At 37.0% G+C, this 16,639-nt stretch carries 15 protein-coding genes and 1 tRNA gene; 10 read left to right on the top strand and 6 right to left on the bottom strand.

Annotation, left to right across the window (positions count from 1 at the left end; translation table 11 throughout):
• Positions 1–474 precede the first annotated feature (474 nt).
• The 3 genes from V7O67_RS05155 to V7O67_RS05145 all read left to right on the top strand — a co-directional run bounded on the left by V7O67_RS05155 (position 475) and on the right by V7O67_RS05145 (position 2,992).
• A complete protein-coding gene (locus V7O67_RS05155; RefSeq protein WP_406671118.1) occupies positions 475–1,713 on the top strand; it encodes a proteasome-activating nucleotidase in 1,239 nt (412 codons plus the stop codon).
• Between the two features lie 82 nt (positions 1,714–1,795).
• Positions 1,796–1,870, top strand: a tRNA-Glu gene (locus tag V7O67_RS05150).
• Positions 1,871–1,990: 120 nt separating this feature from the next.
• Complete coding sequence (locus V7O67_RS05145) at positions 1,991–2,992, top strand: tyrosine-type recombinase/integrase (protein WP_342305888.1); 1,002 nt, start codon at positions 1,991–1,993, stop codon at positions 2,990–2,992.
• A 279-nt stretch (positions 2,993–3,271) separates the two neighbouring features.
• On the opposite strand, the gene V7O67_RS05140 is transcribed toward V7O67_RS05145, so the two are convergent.
• On the bottom strand, positions 3,272–3,499 hold the full coding sequence (locus V7O67_RS05140; protein ID WP_342305889.1) for a hypothetical protein: 228 nt from the start codon (positions 3,497–3,499) through the stop codon (positions 3,272–3,274).
• Between the two features lie 211 nt (positions 3,500–3,710).
• Between V7O67_RS05140 and V7O67_RS05135 the strand changes: the two genes are divergently transcribed.
• The gene (locus V7O67_RS05135; protein ID WP_342305890.1) at positions 3,711–5,057 is read left to right on the top strand and encodes an AAA family ATPase; all 1,347 of its coding nucleotides are present in this window, start codon (positions 3,711–3,713) and stop codon (positions 5,055–5,057) included.
• A 1-nt stretch (position 5,058) separates the two neighbouring features.
• Positions 5,059–5,556: a hypothetical protein gene (locus V7O67_RS05130; RefSeq protein WP_342305891.1), complete on the top strand. Its 498-nt coding sequence runs from the start codon at positions 5,059–5,061 to the stop codon at positions 5,554–5,556.
• A gap of 92 nt (positions 5,557–5,648) precedes the next feature.
• On the opposite strand, the gene V7O67_RS05125 is transcribed toward V7O67_RS05130, so the two are convergent.
• Positions 5,649–6,077 carry a hypothetical protein gene (locus tag V7O67_RS05125; protein WP_406671116.1) on the bottom strand — a complete coding sequence of 143 codons (429 nt, stop codon included), beginning with the start codon at positions 6,075–6,077 and terminating at the stop codon, positions 5,649–5,651.
• A 328-nt stretch (positions 6,078–6,405) separates the two neighbouring features.
• On the opposite strand from V7O67_RS05125, the gene V7O67_RS05120 reads away from it, so the two are divergent.
• From V7O67_RS05120 to V7O67_RS05105, 4 genes are all read left to right on the top strand, one after another.
• Positions 6,406–6,588, top strand: a complete 183-nt coding sequence (locus tag V7O67_RS05120; protein WP_342305893.1) for a hypothetical protein — start codon at positions 6,406–6,408, stop codon at positions 6,586–6,588.
• Positions 6,589–6,981: a hypothetical protein gene (locus V7O67_RS05115; RefSeq protein WP_406671115.1), complete on the top strand. Its 393-nt coding sequence runs from the start codon at positions 6,589–6,591 to the stop codon at positions 6,979–6,981.
• Positions 6,965–7,795 (top strand): zonular occludens toxin domain-containing protein, encoded by an 831-nt coding sequence (locus V7O67_RS05110; protein ID WP_342305895.1) that lies wholly within the window; start codon positions 6,965–6,967, stop codon positions 7,793–7,795. Before V7O67_RS05115 ends, V7O67_RS05110 begins: the two co-directional genes overlap by 17 nt.
• A gap of 416 nt (positions 7,796–8,211) precedes the next feature.
• On the top strand, positions 8,212–9,480 hold the full coding sequence (locus V7O67_RS05105) for a serpin family protein (RefSeq protein WP_342305896.1): 1,269 nt from the start codon (positions 8,212–8,214) through the stop codon (positions 9,478–9,480).
• On the opposite strand, the gene V7O67_RS05100 is transcribed toward V7O67_RS05105, so the two are convergent.
• On the bottom strand, positions 9,387–9,836 hold the full coding sequence (locus tag V7O67_RS05100; RefSeq protein ID WP_342305897.1) for a hypothetical protein: 450 nt from the start codon (positions 9,834–9,836) through the stop codon (positions 9,387–9,389). The two genes, V7O67_RS05105 and V7O67_RS05100, sit on opposite strands and share 94 nt — an antisense overlap.
• Positions 9,837–9,969: 133 nt before the next feature.
• Between V7O67_RS05100 and V7O67_RS05095 the strand changes: the two genes are divergently transcribed.
• The gene (locus tag V7O67_RS05095) at positions 9,970–10,536 is read left to right on the top strand and encodes a site-specific integrase (RefSeq protein WP_342305898.1); all 567 of its coding nucleotides are present in this window, start codon (positions 9,970–9,972) and stop codon (positions 10,534–10,536) included.
• 136 nt (positions 10,537–10,672) lie between these two features.
• Here V7O67_RS05095 and V7O67_RS05090 read toward each other — a convergent pair whose 3' ends face one another.
• The 3 genes from V7O67_RS05090 to V7O67_RS05080 are packed head-to-tail and all read right to left on the bottom strand — an operon-like array spanning position 10,673 to position 16,419.
• A complete protein-coding gene (locus tag V7O67_RS05090; RefSeq protein ID WP_342305899.1) occupies positions 10,673–11,833 on the bottom strand; it encodes a GIY-YIG nuclease family protein in 1,161 nt (386 codons plus the stop codon).
• Position 11,834: 1 nt separating this feature from the next.
• A complete protein-coding gene (locus tag V7O67_RS05085) occupies positions 11,835–13,760 on the bottom strand; it encodes a DEAD/DEAH box helicase family protein (RefSeq protein WP_342305900.1) in 1,926 nt (641 codons plus the stop codon).
• Between the two features lies 1 nt (position 13,761).
• Positions 13,762–16,419, bottom strand: a complete 2,658-nt coding sequence (locus tag V7O67_RS05080) for a DNA methyltransferase (RefSeq protein WP_342305901.1) — start codon at positions 16,417–16,419, stop codon at positions 13,762–13,764.
• Between the last annotated feature and the right edge of the window lie 220 nt (positions 16,420–16,639).

Below are 16,639 nucleotides of genomic sequence, written 5' to 3'. Positions count from 1 at the left end.
CACAATGTTTCCGTGTGACCTACAATTACTTAAATGGAAGTAATAATATATAAATATTTGCTCTAATAATCGTATGCAAATGTTTTGAGTCGAATCAAAGCGATAATAAGGCTTATTTTCAGAATTGAAACATTTAACACAGTTATAAAGCAATGTAAATACATCCTGAGACACATCTACAATAGAACAACTGTAATGATGATAGATAAATATTTCGTTATTTGTCGAATTTAGGACCATTATACCAATAATAAGACAAACAGACTGTACCCATATACAAATAATATTAAAAATCTGTTTTTAAAGCTTCTTTTACCAAAAAGAACATAATTAACCAGATTAACAGCGTTTTCTGTGAATAAGCCTGAAAATGAAGCGACATCACAATAATTAAGAAAATGGCATTCAGCAGGCAAAAACACTATGCTTCAATTCGGTTGGCTTTATATCCGATGATAACTATAGTATGAATCTATGTCAAATAGTAGTGCTGAATCACCAATTGACACCAATGGCTCAAAAATGAAGGCGCAGATCGAATCTGATAGCCTTGAAAAAAAAGACGTTGATTCACTGCTTCAGGAAATCGAAGTACTGAAGGTGAGCAATGAGAATATGCGGGCAAAATTACTTGAAGCGAGCATGCTGGCCAATAGTTACCTTGAAGAGGCCAATAAGCTCAAAAAACAGATTGAGCAGTTGACAAGGCCCCCACTTTTCATTGCCAGTGTAATGGAAGTAGAAAATGACATGGCAGTCATAAGACAACACGGGAACAACCAGGAAGTTGTCACAAAGATCCCTGCCAATTTCCATGGCGAGATACAGCCAGGAATGAGAGTCTGTGTAAATGCTGCATTCTCCATAATATCCATTATCAGCAGGGCAGCCGATGTGCGCGCACAGGTCATGGAACTAATCAATTCACCTGGCGTGGACTATGATATGATAGGAGGACTTGACGATGTCCTCAAGGAAGTCATTGAATCCGTAGAGTTACCACTTACCGAGCCTGAGCTTTTTGAGAAGATAGGTATAGAGCCACCAACAGGAGTTCTGCTTTACGGTGCACCAGGAACTGGAAAAACACTTATTGCAAAGGCCGTTGCATCCCGCGCGCAGGCAACTTTCATCCGCATGTCAGGCTCAGACCTGATTCAGAAGTTCGTGGGTGAAGGTGCGCGCCTTGTTAAAGATGTATTCCAGATGGCCAGGGACAAAGCTCCATCGATATTATTCATTGACGAGATCGATGCTGTGGGAGGCATGCGTACACATGATGGCACCACAGGTTCTGCAGAAGTCAACAGGACAATGCTCCAGTTGCTTGCGGAGATGGATGGTTTTGACGCAACAAGAGATGTCAAAATTATTGCTGCAACCAACAGGATAGATCTGCTGGACCCTGCATTGCTCCGCCCGGGACGCTTTGACCGTGTGATCGAAGTGCCAATCCCCGACGAGAAGGGACGTACGGAGATCATGAAGATACACACCCGCAAGATGAATCTTGATACGGATGTTGACTTCGAAAAACTCTCAAGAATAACCGATGGCCTGAGCGGTGCTGATCTCAAGATCATCACCAAGGAAGCCGGCATGTTTGTCCTGAGAAGACGTGGCGACAAGATAAGAATGAAAGACTTCATGGATGCCTACGAAAAAGTAGTCACCGAAGAAGAGACAAATATTCCTCACGGTATGTTTGCATAAAGCAAATGTACCCACATTTTTCCAAACGAAAGGTTAATATGCATTAAATGACTTTCAAGATGCTGTTAAGCCAAATCAAATTGCTCCGATAGTGTAGCACGGCCAATCATGCAGGACTCTCACTCCTGCGACTGGGGTTCGAATCCCCATCGGAGCATTCTTCCTCATATCGTTTTTACTATTTTTCACATCATTGAGTAGAGAATACGTTATATACTAACATTTTAACTTAATTAACAATATATCTGTTAAAAATGTTACTTGTTGTGGTGAAGTCATGCAAGTAACATTAAAAAACAATGATGGAATCTTCCATAATATAATGTGTTGCGCACAGTCCAAACATATTGAGGGTTTTGTAGATGACATGTATTGTAGAGGATTTGTGAGATCTACAATAACAACATATACCTGCAATGTCAGGCATTTTTTAGAGTACACTAACTGTGTAGAAGAGGCCACATACGAAGACCTCAAGCGATACCTAACCCATCTTAAACAGATAAACAGAGCACCAAGTACGCTGAATGGTCATTTTTGCGCCATTAATGCATATTTTGATTACCTGGATTTCACAAGAGGAACCAGAAACAATATAGTACCCGTATTCAGGGACCGCTATCTCAGACTAAAGAAGCAGTACCATTACAACAATACCAGACAGGTAATAGATATTTCAACAATGAAAGAGCTATTAGCAGCCCCTGATGATGAAAGACCAGACAGAATAATACATAACTACGTAAGGACCGCACCGATAAGGGACAAAGCCATAATGACGCTGTTAGAAAAAACAGCAATGAGAAGGGGCGAATCCATGGCACTTACTGAAGATGACATTCTACTTGATGAAGGAGAAGTTTGGATAAACCCAAAATTCCGAAAAAGAACAATGTGCCTGGCCTTCATTGACAAGGAAACAAAACAGCTGATGCAAGAGTACCTTGAATGGAGAAAAAACGTAGTAAAGCAAGGGAATAACAGCTTATGGATCACCCACACAGGAGCACCCCTTCATAAGGATGATATGTATTACATTACCACCCATTATGCAAAAAAGATAGGCATACACAATCACAAGGGACCACTAATAGAACGATTTACCCCACACTGTTTTAGGCATTGCTGGACCACACACATGAGACAGGCAGGAATGCCGAAGGATTTCAGGCAATGGCTTAGAGGGGATGCCCCTAAGGATGCAGAGGATCTTTACAATAGGATCAAACCGCCGGAAGCAAAAAAGATGTATCTTAAATGTGTTCCGCAGTTATTGTAATGCTTCTTTTTCTGAATCGTTATCCGATTAAACGATAGAAATAAGTAAACACCAATATAATAATTTTTTTAACAACTGATATAACCTAAGATAATATAGCAACACACATATAGAATAACTTGCCTATATATCGCAAGATGTGTCGATTGGCTAGCTATTTTACCCCCAAACCAACCACCCCACATTATAATAGCTGGTCGATGCACCTCATTTCTAATTATTGATTAGATTCTGTTTAGAACGGGAGTATAATTTAGTAACTTTTCCTTTTTGTATAATCTAGCGTTTAGATCTACGCCAGCTGCAGGAAGAAATCATCCTTTTTGTGCATTTAAAAATATTCAGGAAATATCGCCAAGTGTCATTATCGTCAGATATGTAGCTTAGAATGACCTTTGAGCAATGTTCCACAAGTTCACCAGTTTTTTGATTTACGAATGAACCTTGAGCACGAATATCTATAGATCCACCCATAAAAGCAATGTCCATATTTTCCTTTTCTTTCAAGATTTGACCCTCCTTCGTTTTCAGTCATGCATTTATTACGGGATTAACGGCTGGTGGGTTGCAACGTTATGGATTGCAATGTGTGCCTGAAGCAAAACAAGGGCATTTTGCAAATGCCCAAATTAAAATTTGAGCAAATGAAATTGAATACTTTTATATGTTCAAACATTAATTTACATAACAGTTAACAATATTATAATCGGTGATGGATATGACAATTCTTTATATTGATAATTACAGAGGGTTTGAAAATGAATTTATTTCATTAAAAAATGTCAATTTTTTTGTAGGGGAAAATAGTACTGGAAAAACATCGATAATGTCACTAATTAATTTAATGTACAGCCCTCGATTTTGGTATGCAGGTCTGGGTCGCACAGATGATATGAATTTTGGTTTATTCAAAGATATTTCAAATCATGACATAAGTAATTATTTTAAAATTGGACTATTGGAAGAACAGTTTAACGAAGACACTGAAAATGTCCCATATTCTGGTATCATTCTCAAATACCAAAATAAAAAAGGTATTCCAAAACTGTACTGTTTTTGTTACATCGATGAGGGTCGTATTATCAAGATTATGTTAAATGGAAAACGTGTACGGTATTGTTACAAACATATCGATATATTGGACACGGAAGATGAAGATGAACGATCCTACCATGTATTAAAAAAAGCAGTAGATTTGATGGATGAACAAACCAAAAGAGATTATCATTATATAAGTGCTGATTACGATATTGATGATGTAATATTCATAATAAATACAATTCTAATGGAGATAAAAATAATGGAATCTCCAAAAAACCGCCCAGATACCCGGACACTGAGTTTCAGACTTCCATCTTTCATATTCAATATAACAAATATGGGATCAGTCGAATGGATTGCACCCATTAGAGCAAAGCCTAAAAAGACATATGATGAATATAGAGCAAAATCGACTCCTGAAGGGGACCATGCACCTTACATATTAAAAACCATACTTGGTAAGAAAAATAAAAAACAAAGTACCAAAAAAGATTTGATGGATAAATTTGGTGCTGAAAGTGGTTTGTTTGATTTAGTCGAAATTAAGTCATATGGAAATGAACCAGGCTCTCCATTTGAATTAGATATTAAAATGGGTGATTATAATTATGCAATCCCAAATGTAGGATATGGTGTTGCACAAGTTTTACCAATTTTAACAGGTTCCATATTTAATGAAGACAATACCTGTATCATTATTCAACAACCTGAAGTTCACTTGCACCCAAAAGCACAAGCAGCTTTAGGAGACTTATTCCATGAGCTTGTTACTGAAAACAAAATAAATTTTATGATTGAAACACACAGTGATTTTTTGATAGATAGATTTAGACTTAACACCCATTTAAACGAAGCAAATAAAAATCAGAACTTTGAATCTCAGGTTCTGTTTTTTACACGTGAAAAATCTAAAAACAGAGTGTGTTCAATTAAAATAGAAAAAAATGGGAAATATGCTGAAAATCAGCCTGAATCTTTTAGAGATTTCTTCATCAAAGAAGACTTAAGTTTACTGGAGATTTAATATGGGCATCATTATTGACATTAATGTACTTTCATGCGTATTCTCTCCAGGGAATAACAGGCACCATGAATTTGAGCCAGTATATAAATGGATAATGATTAAAAAAATGGGTAAACCCATTTATGGTGGAACCAAGTATAAAGCAGAATTAAGTCGAATGCCTAGGTATTTAAGTCTCCTTAATGAACTTTCAAAACAAAACAGGATCGTAAAAATAAAAGATGGTATTGTAGATGAGATTCAAGAAGAAGTAGAAGCAAAACTTAGAGAAAATAATCTATTGGACTGTGATGATCCTCATATAATCGCAATCACAATAGCTTCCAAATGTGGACTAATTTGTACAAGTGACAGTAGATCTCATAACTGTATAAAATCAAGATGTTTATATCCACCATATGTAAATACCCCTAAAATATATTCAACCAGATGTCATGAAGACTTGCTGTATGATCAGAGATTAACAACCTTTTCAATAAAAGAGTGTAATGTAGAATAAAAATTTTATTAAATTTTCAATTTTAGCTACGTACCAACCTTACACACTTAACGTTGCGATTCTGAAACTGTCTGGAGGAACTCTAAAATATTCTAGGAATAAACGCCGCTTTTTTGCGGTATCGTCTTATCTTTCAGAATTCGAGAGCGTTCACTAACCAGGTATTCAACATAGACACGATTTTCAGGATTTTCTATTGATTTTAACCAGGCATCCAGGCATTCGCCGGAAAATTCATCATATGGAACAAATTCTTTTAAGGGGAGATATCCAAGTTCTTTAAGGGAGTGTTTATCAGTTGCGGATCCATCACCCAAGTAACAAAGCACACCATCTGAACCAACTGAATAAGGCTTAGTTCTATTTTCATTAAGAACAGAGAGAATTTCAACCTGGATATCTTGAATCTCTTCGGTAGTTAAGTATTCTTCAGGTTTCCAGCTATGTAGATCTCCAAAGAAATTATCAGGTTTAAGGCGCGAATCATCATCTGCATTGACAAGTACACCACAATGAGTCATTAGATAGCGAATATGTTTAACAACATCACGAGAAGAATCAAGAGTATATGAACAATCAGCAGCCTGTAATTTAGCAATTACAACTTTTTTGTCACCTGTTATTTTCTGATGACCAGAAAAAAGGAGATAATGGACGTGTGGGGAAAAATTAATGAGATCACGCCACGGTTAAAAGCATCCCGACTCCATACTTCGAAAGTCCCTACAGCACCACCCAATCCTGAAAACGATGGATACATGTGCATTATATAAATAGGACAAGATGGTAGTATTTGTAGCCATAAATGGTTATTTGTATAGCTTAAGTATCACAAAAGGGACAGGTAATATGCTCAATGAGATTATATTAAGGTCAAAACTGGAAAACATATCGTTTAGGAAAGTATCGAGAAAAGGCCATTCAGTAGCTGTCACAATACCTTCAAATTGGGCACAGATTGGGGAGAGTGTTTGTGTTGCTGTCAGGAACGAGAATACGCTAATCATTTCCAAAAGTTTGAAGGATGAATAAATGGGTCGAATAGTTGCGGATAATTCAAACCTGCAGGTAGTCAATTTTACGGATCTTATTCTGCAGATCAATTATTTCATCGTTCAAAACTATGCGGCAATTTCCGGATTGGTGGAGCAACTGGATAACATCATGGATCCGTACAAGGATAAACAGTACATATCTGAATTGAAAGAGATGATGAAAACAGATAGTGTTGATGCAAAAACTCCGAATCAACTAAAGCAAATACAGCTCAGCATTGAGCGGGACCTGGTCAAACGCAAACATAGAGCTTTGATGAGATTAGCATACAGGAAGAGGTTCCTGCCAAGTGCAGCCTGTGGTAAAGATGATATCTTTGCTGAAGAGCAGCCTAATGTAATGGAGGCAAACAATGAGCTCCAGTATTGACGCTGTTGCCGGAATGATTCGGCATAGAATTAATGAACAGGACAAGAACTTCATGTGTGTCATGGTAGGTGAAACCGGATCCGGAAAAAGTGCGGATGCTGTTGAGCTGGCCAGGAGAATAGATCCATCATTTGAAGATAATCCCCGTATCGTTTTCACACCAAAGGATTTCCTGGAATATATCCCTAAGATGAAAAAAGGCCAGGCTATTATTTTTGACGAGGCAGGCGTAGGAATCCCAGCCAGAGAATGGCAGAGGATACAGAACAAGCTGATAGGCTATGTGACACAGCTTTTCAGGCATCTGAACCTGTGTGTAATATTCACAGTACCTTCAATGTCGTTCATTGACAAGCAGGTCAAAACATTACTGCACGCTGTTATTGAAACAAAGACCATTGATTTCAAGAACAAACTTGGTGTAGCTAAATACTGGAGAATTAATCACAACCCGGTATTTGATTTTACAAAGCTTGAGCCACTTATCCTGTTCAGTGGTGGCAACCATACTACCATAGATCCTCTCTATATCCCACATCCACCCCATGAAGTATGGAATAAATATGTAGCAATGAAGGAGGCATATGCAAATAAATTCTATCAGAATGCTTTCAAAGAGGTCAGCGGAGAGAAGGACCTTGTTGATGGTAACAGGATAAGACTGCTGACAAACAAAAGCAATGCATTCGATAAAGCTTTGCCAATCCTCAAGGAAGATAGAACATGGAAAGAAGTCGCTGAATTGCTTGGATATTCTGAGCGGACCTTACAGAACTGGACGAAGACAAACACCGCAACAGCAGCAATTGTTTAATTATACTTAATAATATAACTGAAAAGCGATAGCCTCAAGCAAATGATAGACTGGTTAAATCTATGAGTGTTGCGTGCTCTTGCTAGGATGAGGGTGGGCTAGTCAGTCCGGAGGAGATCTCCAGAGAAGGGTAGTGAGGTGAATCTAGCTTCCGATTATACGGTAGAATGGGATAAGCTTGATATTATAGGCACATTCAAAAGTATATTTAAAGATAAAAAGATAAAATTGGTTCGAATTACACCCGTCGCATAGTTATGGGGGGACATATACAACGCTGAAAAAGTGTACGCTATTTTGTGCAGAACATACACAATCAATTTTAAGCATATTAATAATTTCAAGCAAATAAGTGCAATATTATTATTTACGAGAATATTAAAAATTTTTAAGTATTCCTGTATGAATCATAAATTATGGATAAAACAAAAATTATTTTAGTTACATTGTTAAGTTTACTTGCACTACTGTGTATTGGATGTATTGAAGATTCGACTGTAAACGCAAAAACTACGATAAATGCAGAATCGGTTGAAGATTACGATATTGCAGCCGCAAATAATGCTTTTGCTTTTGATATGTATTCAATGGTAAAAAACAACGATGAAAATGTTTTCTTTTCACCCTACAGCATATTTACTGCAATGGCTATTTGTTATGACGGAGCTGAAGGTTCTACAAAAGAACAAATGGCAAACGTATTTTACTATCCTCTCAGCAAACCTATTCTTGAAGGGAGTTCAAAAGAGATGATAGATGCAATCAATTCTGACAACGCCGCATATGATTTGGAAACAGCAAATGCACTATGGGTTCTTGATGAATATCCTTTGAATGAACAATATGCATTCAATGCCAAAAACTACTACGATGGAATGGTAACACCACTTAATTTTATAGGTGAACCTGAGAAATCTGCAGATACCATTAACACTTGGATTGCGGAAAAAACCAATGACAAAATAAAAGATCTTATACCCAAAAATGGAATTGATTCCAATACAAGATTAGTGATTACAAATACAGTTTATTTCAATGGAAAATGGGTGTATGAATTTGAAGAGCCTGCTACACGGGAAAGATCATTCACTCTTTCAAATGGAGAGGAGAAACTTGTTGATACAATGTACAATGTGCAGAAGTTCAACTATGGAGATGATCAAAAAGCGAAGATATTAGAATTGCCATACAAAGGCAACGACCTATGTATGTACATAGTCCTCCCAAAAGAAAAAAATATTGCAGCATTTGAAGATGAATTTAGTTTTAAGTATTATAATAAATTGAAGGCTGATATGCAAACTAAACACTATGTCAAAACTTTGATACCAAAATTTAAGTTTAATACCGGGGCTGAATTAAAACCTCATTTAATAGAAATGGGGGTTGTCGATGCTTTCAATCCAAGTTCTGCCAACTTTACGGGTATTTTCGATATTAAAGAGCTGCCAGAAGGAAGCTTATCTATATCAGAGGTTTATCATCAGGCGTTTATAGGTGTAAATGAAAAAGGTACTGAAGCCACTGCTGCAACAGCCGTAGTTATGGAAGAGGAAGGTGCACCTGATTCTCCATGGGAGTTCGAAGCAAATCATCCGTTTTTGTTCATCATTGAAGATAAGAGAACAGGCTGTATACTCTTTATGGGTAAAGTTGAAGATCCTGAATATGAGGAAATGTCATAACGACATTTCTCCAATATATTCCTCATCTCCTTCGTATTCAAATTAAAATCTTCTTCCTTCACCCTATCCTTCAGTTTCTTCAATGTACTCCTGTACTTAATCCCAATTTCCCGAGCTTCAGCGGGAGTTAAACCAATAACAAACTCCCGTATCTTTTCAATATCATGATACATCTCAACAGTATTGCTCTCAAGCTCCTGCATTTCAATCTTATTTGCTTCCTTGCCAATATACACACATCCACTAGGCTTCAGATGCCTTCTCTCTAAAATCCCAACTTCCCCTTCAAATTTGGCTTCAGGATGGTTTATGTAATCAAGAAACACATCACTTAATGGTTTCCAGTATCCCCCCATGATGTTTAAGAAAATACTAATTTTGTCTTGTCGTTTTCACCTATAACGACAGCTTTTCACTGCAGAACCCGGGGAGATTTCCCAGGATAGAACCATAGAAACTAATAGAATTTTGTTGTTATAATAAAACAGCATGATAAAAACGGAGCCTATCCTGGTTAATGGTGTTAGGGTCCTAGGACCTTATGAGGTTGATCTACTAAGAGATAGTATCCCTCAGATGTATCTTAAAACTATCTTTGATGTCTGCTTTTGGTCAGGGATGAGATATGTTGAGGTCCAGAGGTTGCATGATCATCCGCAATGGTGGTGGAAGATCCGCAAGACAATACATCTTCCGGAGGAAGCCCAGAAGAAGGCAAAACGAAAGCAGCTTGAAAGGTATGTGCATCCCATCCCTGGCCAGCTGGAGAATGTCCTGGACTATTTCTTCAAGAATAAAAGGCCACCTTCGAGATCTGCCTGGAATGAGAACCTTTTGAGATGGAGTGAAAAATCCGGCCTTAACTCATTAGGGTTGAGTAGCAAAACCACCAGAAAAAGTATAGAGTCCTGGATGATCACTGCAGAGATTCCAATTAACGTGATCTGTTTGCGCCAGGGACATGATAGTTTGACATCTATGCTGCATTATCAGGGCTTGCCTTTCACGGACGGCGAGAAGGTGGAGATCCGGAGAAGGCTGGTAGGATGGAAATAGGTTCCGATTATACCCATAATGTATTTAATGGGCAATAACTATCTTGAAAATAGCTCATCATAAATTTGAAATGTAGTGCATTCATTCTTCATTCCATATATGTGTGTTATGATAGGATTTCTACAGAGCCCATTTTTTACTTTGCCACAATCTGTTCCTTTTCTATATCATAACGAAAATCGAGAATATCACCAGAAATTATGAATTCAATAGCCTCTTCGATTGCGTCTAATGGTACTATAAACCATTCTCGTGGAGTATGCCGTATCCCATTCTTATCAAATATATCTAAATTCAAGCAAGTTTTTCCAAAAAAGTTATGGGTTAATTGTTCCAGTTTTTGTGGATTTAGATTATAACATTCGAATATTGAAACCAGTTTGACAGGTGCCATTAAATATGTCGGTTCCTGTTCAGCATTTTTTATTCTTTCCTCAACTGGTACATTTGAATATCCAATCTTGTAAAGATTTGAAATAGTTCTTATTTTAGGGTCGCTGCTCAATGACTTTAGAATATAAATGAACCCGGTTTCTTTATCCTCTTCAGTAATACCTTTTAGGTCACCGAGTAGTCCATCTTCATTTTCCGATACTCGACGACCATTCTTATAAAGTTCTGCAGATAATGATCTTAAAAGCATGTCTGATTCAGTCCCATTTTCAAATATGCATCTTAGACGAGCATTTATTTTGCCTTTTTCACTGGATTTTTTTCCAACTTGAGCGACATAAAGCAATAATCCTTTCAATACAAAGAAATGGCCTTCGACAATATCCTGTTCATTTTTGAATGGATATAATCTACGCTTTTCATTTGCCAGATCGGATTGGCATTGTATAAACAGGGATTCAAATTCTTCAAAATTTTGGCATGGTTTTCTACTTGCAACATAATCCGGCATGGTCGTTTCTTTTGGGATATGTTTGAAATCAAACAATCCTTTTGAATCACCACCCAGAATATCAAGAGAATCGTCACCAAAAATATCATCAATTGAGTTTATTTCCTTCTTTTCATTTTTGAGTAAGCTGTACTTATCAAATAATTTACAAGCCAGATTCTTGTCTTCATCTTCTCTGAAGGTTTTCAAGCGGCAGTAAAGCATATGTTCAGAAATATTTCCAGCATTTGGTTGAGGCTCTCTTTTGTGTTTTTCAATGAAGTGATTAATCTCTTGAAAAGATGCAAGCAAACGGTCATCACTGCCTAGAGCAGAAGATTTTTTGGGCTTTACATCAAGCAAACCCATATGATCGGAGTTGAATATTTCATGTAAAACGCTCTCCTTATCCATTTTAAGCACCTTGCTTTCGCTTTTCTTCTTTCAAATAGATAATGCATTCAGCCATTCTTCTTTCTAGTGGATCATTTGAACTCAGACTTGGTTGTTTGTTATAGGTTTTAACAAACTCCTGAATTTTAGGCCATAGAATCTTGGCTTCCTCAAAATCCATTCGGATCCTAGTTGCTTCAATGGTTTCCTGAATGATTTTTAGAATTTGTGTGGTAACTGACTTGGAAAGAACCTCAAAGGCTTTCTGGAAAGGATTCACCTGATCTATGAGATCAATGTGTATGTCATCAATGTTCACAAAAGTGTCTGCCATTCTGATAAAACGCTTATCTCCAGACTCTTTTATTTCTCCATTTTTAATAACCGAATCAACTACTACATGCTGACGAACTTCTTCAACTTCATCATCTGACAATTCAGGATACTTTATCCTGATAATCTTTGGTATGAGAACTTTGTTAATGACTTCAGGGTCCACATTACCTGGCATGGCTTTAAGCATGGTGTCATCTTGAAGTATAGTTGCTTTCAAATCATTAATGTCTGATTCCAAAATGTCTTTTACCCGCTTGGAACTTGGTTCTTTAAGGCCTCTTATTTTGATCTCACCAGGTTTTGCTTCATCATCGTCTGAAAGTTTGGTCTTAAATTTCCAATTAGGAGCTAGGACCTGTTCCATCAGCAAAGAAGCTGTAATGGCTTTGAGCATATTATTAACCGATAGCTTCACCAGGTCGTCAGCAGCATCAGGTTGAGCAATTAGATTTGTGAACTGGGCATGTGTTTTATTACTGCTGTCTCTGGTAGCACGCCCTATTATTTGAATGATCTCTGTCAATGAACCCCTGTAACCAACGGTCAAAGCATGCTCACAATAAGGCCAGTCAAACCCTTCTTTTGCCATACCAAGAGCAATTATCAAGTCCATATCATCAATTGATTCAATATTTCTCAGGTAGTTAACGATCTTATCTCTTTCTTTTGGACTGTCTTCGACTAAATCAGCTACTTTCAAGATCTTACCATCTGCTTCCCTTTTAACATGGATAACCCCTGTATCAGCATCCTGTCTGAGTACTGTACCAATTTCATCCAAAATAAAATCGACCTCGTTGTGTTTGTCTTTAGTGGACTCTCCAGAATTGACATTTGGAATATGCAGAATTGTCTTTTTATCCGTGTCCAGAACTTCTAAAATGGCAGAGGTGTATTTACCTTGATAGAAATGATAGCCAATTCCAAGCGATTTCAAATATGTGTAGCCGTTTAACTGTTCGTAATAATTGTAACTTACTTTGGTGAATTTAGCTTCGTCTTCTGGTTCCAGAATAGGGACACTATCACCCCTGAAATACGAGCCTGTCATAGCAATAATATGGGCTGAAGATTTCATCATAATATCGCGCAGTGATTCTCCTAAACGACTGTTCACATCGGCTGAAACATGGTGAAATTCATCAATAGCAAGCAAGACGTTATTGAATTTAGCTTCGTCCAATTCCTGAAATGCAAAACGAAGGGTAGCATGCGTGCAAATAAGGATCTCTTCGTCATTGTCCATGAAATTGTGAAAGGCTTCTACTTTGCCTTTGCTTCCGTCACTTCCAGGTGTACAAAGATTGTATCGATCATTGGGTTCCCAATCAGCAAAAAAGCCATGTGATCTTAAATCAGTTTTAGCAAATGAACTTCCAATAGAACGCTCAGGAACAGCTACAATGACTTTTTGAATGCCTTGGTTTTTCAATTTATCCAAAGCCAAAAACATCAAAGCACGAGATTTACCAGATGCAGGCGGTGCCTTAAGCAATAGATATTGTGCATCCCTTGATTCATATGCCCTGGCTTGCATATCACGCATGCCTAAGGAATCGTTTTTAGTGCTTTCACCTGTTTGATTGTATGTTACATGTACTATGTCCGTCATATTATCTCCTCGTTTTTTGAGCTTTATTTTCCTGTTCTTCAGAAGTCATTTTTTCATAGAGCTTGAATAAATACTCCAGCCGTTCTTCGTCACTTTCAAAAGGCTTACTGCGATAGCAACACTCCACAGCCAAATCATTTAAACGATGAGCTTCCTGCAAACCTTCTGGCATTTTATCGGGGTCGTATAGTTGAGCTAGGGTTTTTTCAGGATGTTTTTCACGTTCTTCCAAAATACGGAGTGTAGATTTAGTTATTTCTTCTTTGTATCGCTCAGAAATAATGGGAAATGGGAAATTATTGTAACAAAGTGCAGAAGAATATCTATAATCTGATTTCAATCGACCAGCAACTGCTTTGACCCACAACATATGTATTTTGGAGGAAACAATTCCGAATATCCAATGATCAGTACTATATATGACACTGGAAGAATTAGAGACAACCGTATCAGCATTTACATAACCAAAAGGAATGTACTCTCTTCTTTCAGACGAAGTTAAGGGAACAATAATCGCTTGAGTTTCTCGGTACGTAATTTGTCTGAATCGATTAGGATAAATTGAATACTCAACAGTGGACTGAGCTTTACTTTTTCTTCGAAATTCTGCAACTGCTTTTAATCTATCAGATATTGGAGGTATACTTTGAGCATTTCCAACCTGATTATCCGTAATCCAAAGACACCAACGTTCATTACCATTTAAGAAATCACCCCCACTACTAAATTTCTTTATATATTGTATTGACTGAGGATACCTTTCATTTAGTTCATCAACTTCTTGTTTGTCTAATATTAAATTACCATCATCAGTTGGCTTATTGCCATAGAGCATTTCAGGAATTCTACTGATGGGTTTGCTTCTTCTAGGCAAACTAATATTGGAACCTACTGACAAATATGGATTTATGTTAGATACTTCTTGTTTAAGGCCATCTACAAAAAGATGTTTTACTTTACTTGAAGAATTTCTAACTCCCACAATCACAACTATAACTGCTGCTTTCTTTTTTGCATTATTAGTCCACTTGAAAGATTTATAAGCAAAGCTTATTTCCAAATTTTGGTTAAAAGCGTAGGGCCATAAAAGATCAACTTGTTCACCTTGACATATTGAATTTGTTGAAACGAAAGCAAACTTTGAATTCGATTGATTAATATAATCTGCACCTTTTTTAAACCAGCATGCAATATAATCAAGGTTTTTATAATTTTTAAATCCTTTAAACACAGTTGCTAAATCATCTTTTTGATTATTGTCTTGCATACTTGAACCTAAATAAGGAGGATTTCCTAAAAGATAGATTTCCTCCCCTTCTTTATTAGGACACACCTCTTCCCAATCAATCCTGCAAGCATTCCCCTCCACAATATTTCCTGCTTCTTTAAGTGGCAGTGTTGGATTCGTACGTCCAAACTCATTGAAGAATTCCACATTCATTTGATGTTCTGCCAGCCAAAGGGACAGTTGGGCTATTTCATGAGCAAAATCATCCAATTCAATACCGTAAAATTGTCCAAGGGAGACACCTGAAATCGGCAATGAACTACGCTGTTCTTTTAATGTTGCCATCTCTAATCTACGGAGTTCTTTATAAGCAATAATCAAAAAATTACCACTGCCACAGGCCGGATCGAATATTTTAATGGTTTGTAATCTTTTAAGCAATTTATTGCGTCTATTTTGGTTGCCTTTGACCTTTCCGAATGCTTCTTTTAAGTCGTTAAGGAAGAGTGGTTCAATTACCTTCATTATGTTAGGTACAGAAGTGTAATGCATACCAAAACCGCCCCGATGTTCAGGAGTGGTAACAGCCTGCATCATGGAGCCAAAAATATCAGGATTAATGACCGACCAATCCAGATCACCGCTGTCAATGATTGCCTGGCGTGAACGTCTGGTAAATCTCGGAATTTGCAATCTTTGCTTGAACAAACCACCGTTCACATAGGGAAAAGCATCGAGGTAGACGGGCAAGTCTTTGCGGTCTTTTTCAGGTGTGTTCATCACCTCAAAGAGATTGTCTAAATAAGTATTCAAGTCATTTCCGTCTGCCTGTGTATGTGAAGCAAGGGCATTAGTAAATTGACTTTCCTCAAAAATGTTAGTGTCTTCGGCAAAGTAGCAAAAAAGCAAACGGCAGAGAAAGACATTCAATCCATGAATAAACTCAGGTGAATCATCTGGATTATCTTTTTTAATTTCATCAAAGAGCTTTGCCATTTTCTCGGCTGCCTTAACATCAGCTGGGTTCTCGTTTTGATGTTGGGTTTTTTCCATACCTGCCCAGGGTAAAAAGAAATCATAGTGTTTAGGGAGATCTTTCAGCTCAATATCCAGTTTATCCTGTGTTTTGGTATCAATTGCTAAAAGCGTTTTATAATCAGTAACAATTACAAACCTCTGGTCATGTTTAATGTCATTGACCAGTTCAGAAATGGATATATGTAAATCTTGATCTAAGACTTCTTTAAAGAATACCTTTTTTTTCCAAGAAACTTCACCATCTACTTTTGAAAGGTTTAGGTTTCCTTTCTTTAATCTTGTAATTGATGCCTTAGGCAAGTCGTAAGTTAAAAGTAGATCATAAATAAAAGTTTCTTCCGATAAAGAGGCGATTAATTTTTGCAGGTTGTCTTCGATTTGTGAGATATTCATTTTTGCTTTTCTCCTCTAAATTGGTTTTTCATTTCCTCAAAATCGTTTTAATCTGCCATTTGATTCAAATTTTAATATAAGTTTCATATTTTTGGCAAGAATTTTATCATTGTAGTAATTACCTATACAATATTTATATAGTGATATAAGCCATTTGTTATTTGATGTCTTTTATTGCAAAATTAGAGAGTATATACTCTTGATAGAATTATTACATTAA

Source organism: Methanolobus sp. ZRKC4, from assembly GCF_045291305.1.
Lineage (GTDB): Archaea > Halobacteriota > Methanosarcinia > Methanosarcinales > Methanosarcinaceae > Methanolobus.
This window is presented reverse-complemented; position numbering and strand designations above follow the sequence as displayed.

Excerpts from the sequence above, each read along its gene's own strand:
- V7O67_RS05085 (WP_342305900.1), bottom strand. The coding sequence starts at position 13,760 with ATGACGGACATAGTACATGTAACATACAATCAAACAGGTGAAAGCACT.
- V7O67_RS05135 (WP_342305890.1), top strand. The coding sequence starts at position 3,711 with ATGACAATTCTTTATATTGATAATTACAGAGGGTTTGAAAATGAATTT.
- V7O67_RS05090 (WP_342305899.1), bottom strand. The coding sequence starts at position 11,833 with ATGGATAAGGAGAGCGTTTTACATGAAATATTCAACTCCGATCATATG.
- V7O67_RS05105 (WP_342305896.1), top strand. The coding sequence starts at position 8,212 with ATGGATAAAACAAAAATTATTTTAGTTACATTGTTAAGTTTACTTGCA.
- V7O67_RS05155 (WP_406671118.1), top strand. The coding sequence starts at position 475 with ATGTCAAATAGTAGTGCTGAATCACCAATTGACACCAATGGCTCAAAA.
- V7O67_RS05145 (WP_342305888.1), top strand. The coding sequence starts at position 1,991 with ATGCAAGTAACATTAAAAAACAATGATGGAATCTTCCATAATATAATG.
- V7O67_RS05125 (WP_406671116.1), bottom strand. The coding sequence starts at position 6,077 with ATGACTCATTGTGGTGTACTTGTCAATGCAGATGATGATTCGCGCCTT.
- V7O67_RS05080 (WP_342305901.1), bottom strand. The coding sequence starts at position 16,419 with ATGAATATCTCACAAATCGAAGACAACCTGCAAAAATTAATCGCCTCT.
- V7O67_RS05100 (WP_342305897.1), bottom strand. The coding sequence starts at position 9,836 with ATGGGGGGATACTGGAAACCATTAAGTGATGTGTTTCTTGATTACATA.
- V7O67_RS05110 (WP_342305895.1), top strand. The coding sequence starts at position 6,965 with ATGAGCTCCAGTATTGACGCTGTTGCCGGAATGATTCGGCATAGAATT.
- V7O67_RS05115 (WP_406671115.1), top strand. The coding sequence starts at position 6,589 with ATGGGTCGAATAGTTGCGGATAATTCAAACCTGCAGGTAGTCAATTTT.
- V7O67_RS05130 (WP_342305891.1), top strand. The coding sequence starts at position 5,059 with ATGGGCATCATTATTGACATTAATGTACTTTCATGCGTATTCTCTCCA.
- V7O67_RS05095 (WP_342305898.1), top strand. The coding sequence starts at position 9,970 with ATGATAAAAACGGAGCCTATCCTGGTTAATGGTGTTAGGGTCCTAGGA.
- V7O67_RS05120 (WP_342305893.1), top strand. The coding sequence starts at position 6,406 with ATGCTCAATGAGATTATATTAAGGTCAAAACTGGAAAACATATCGTTT.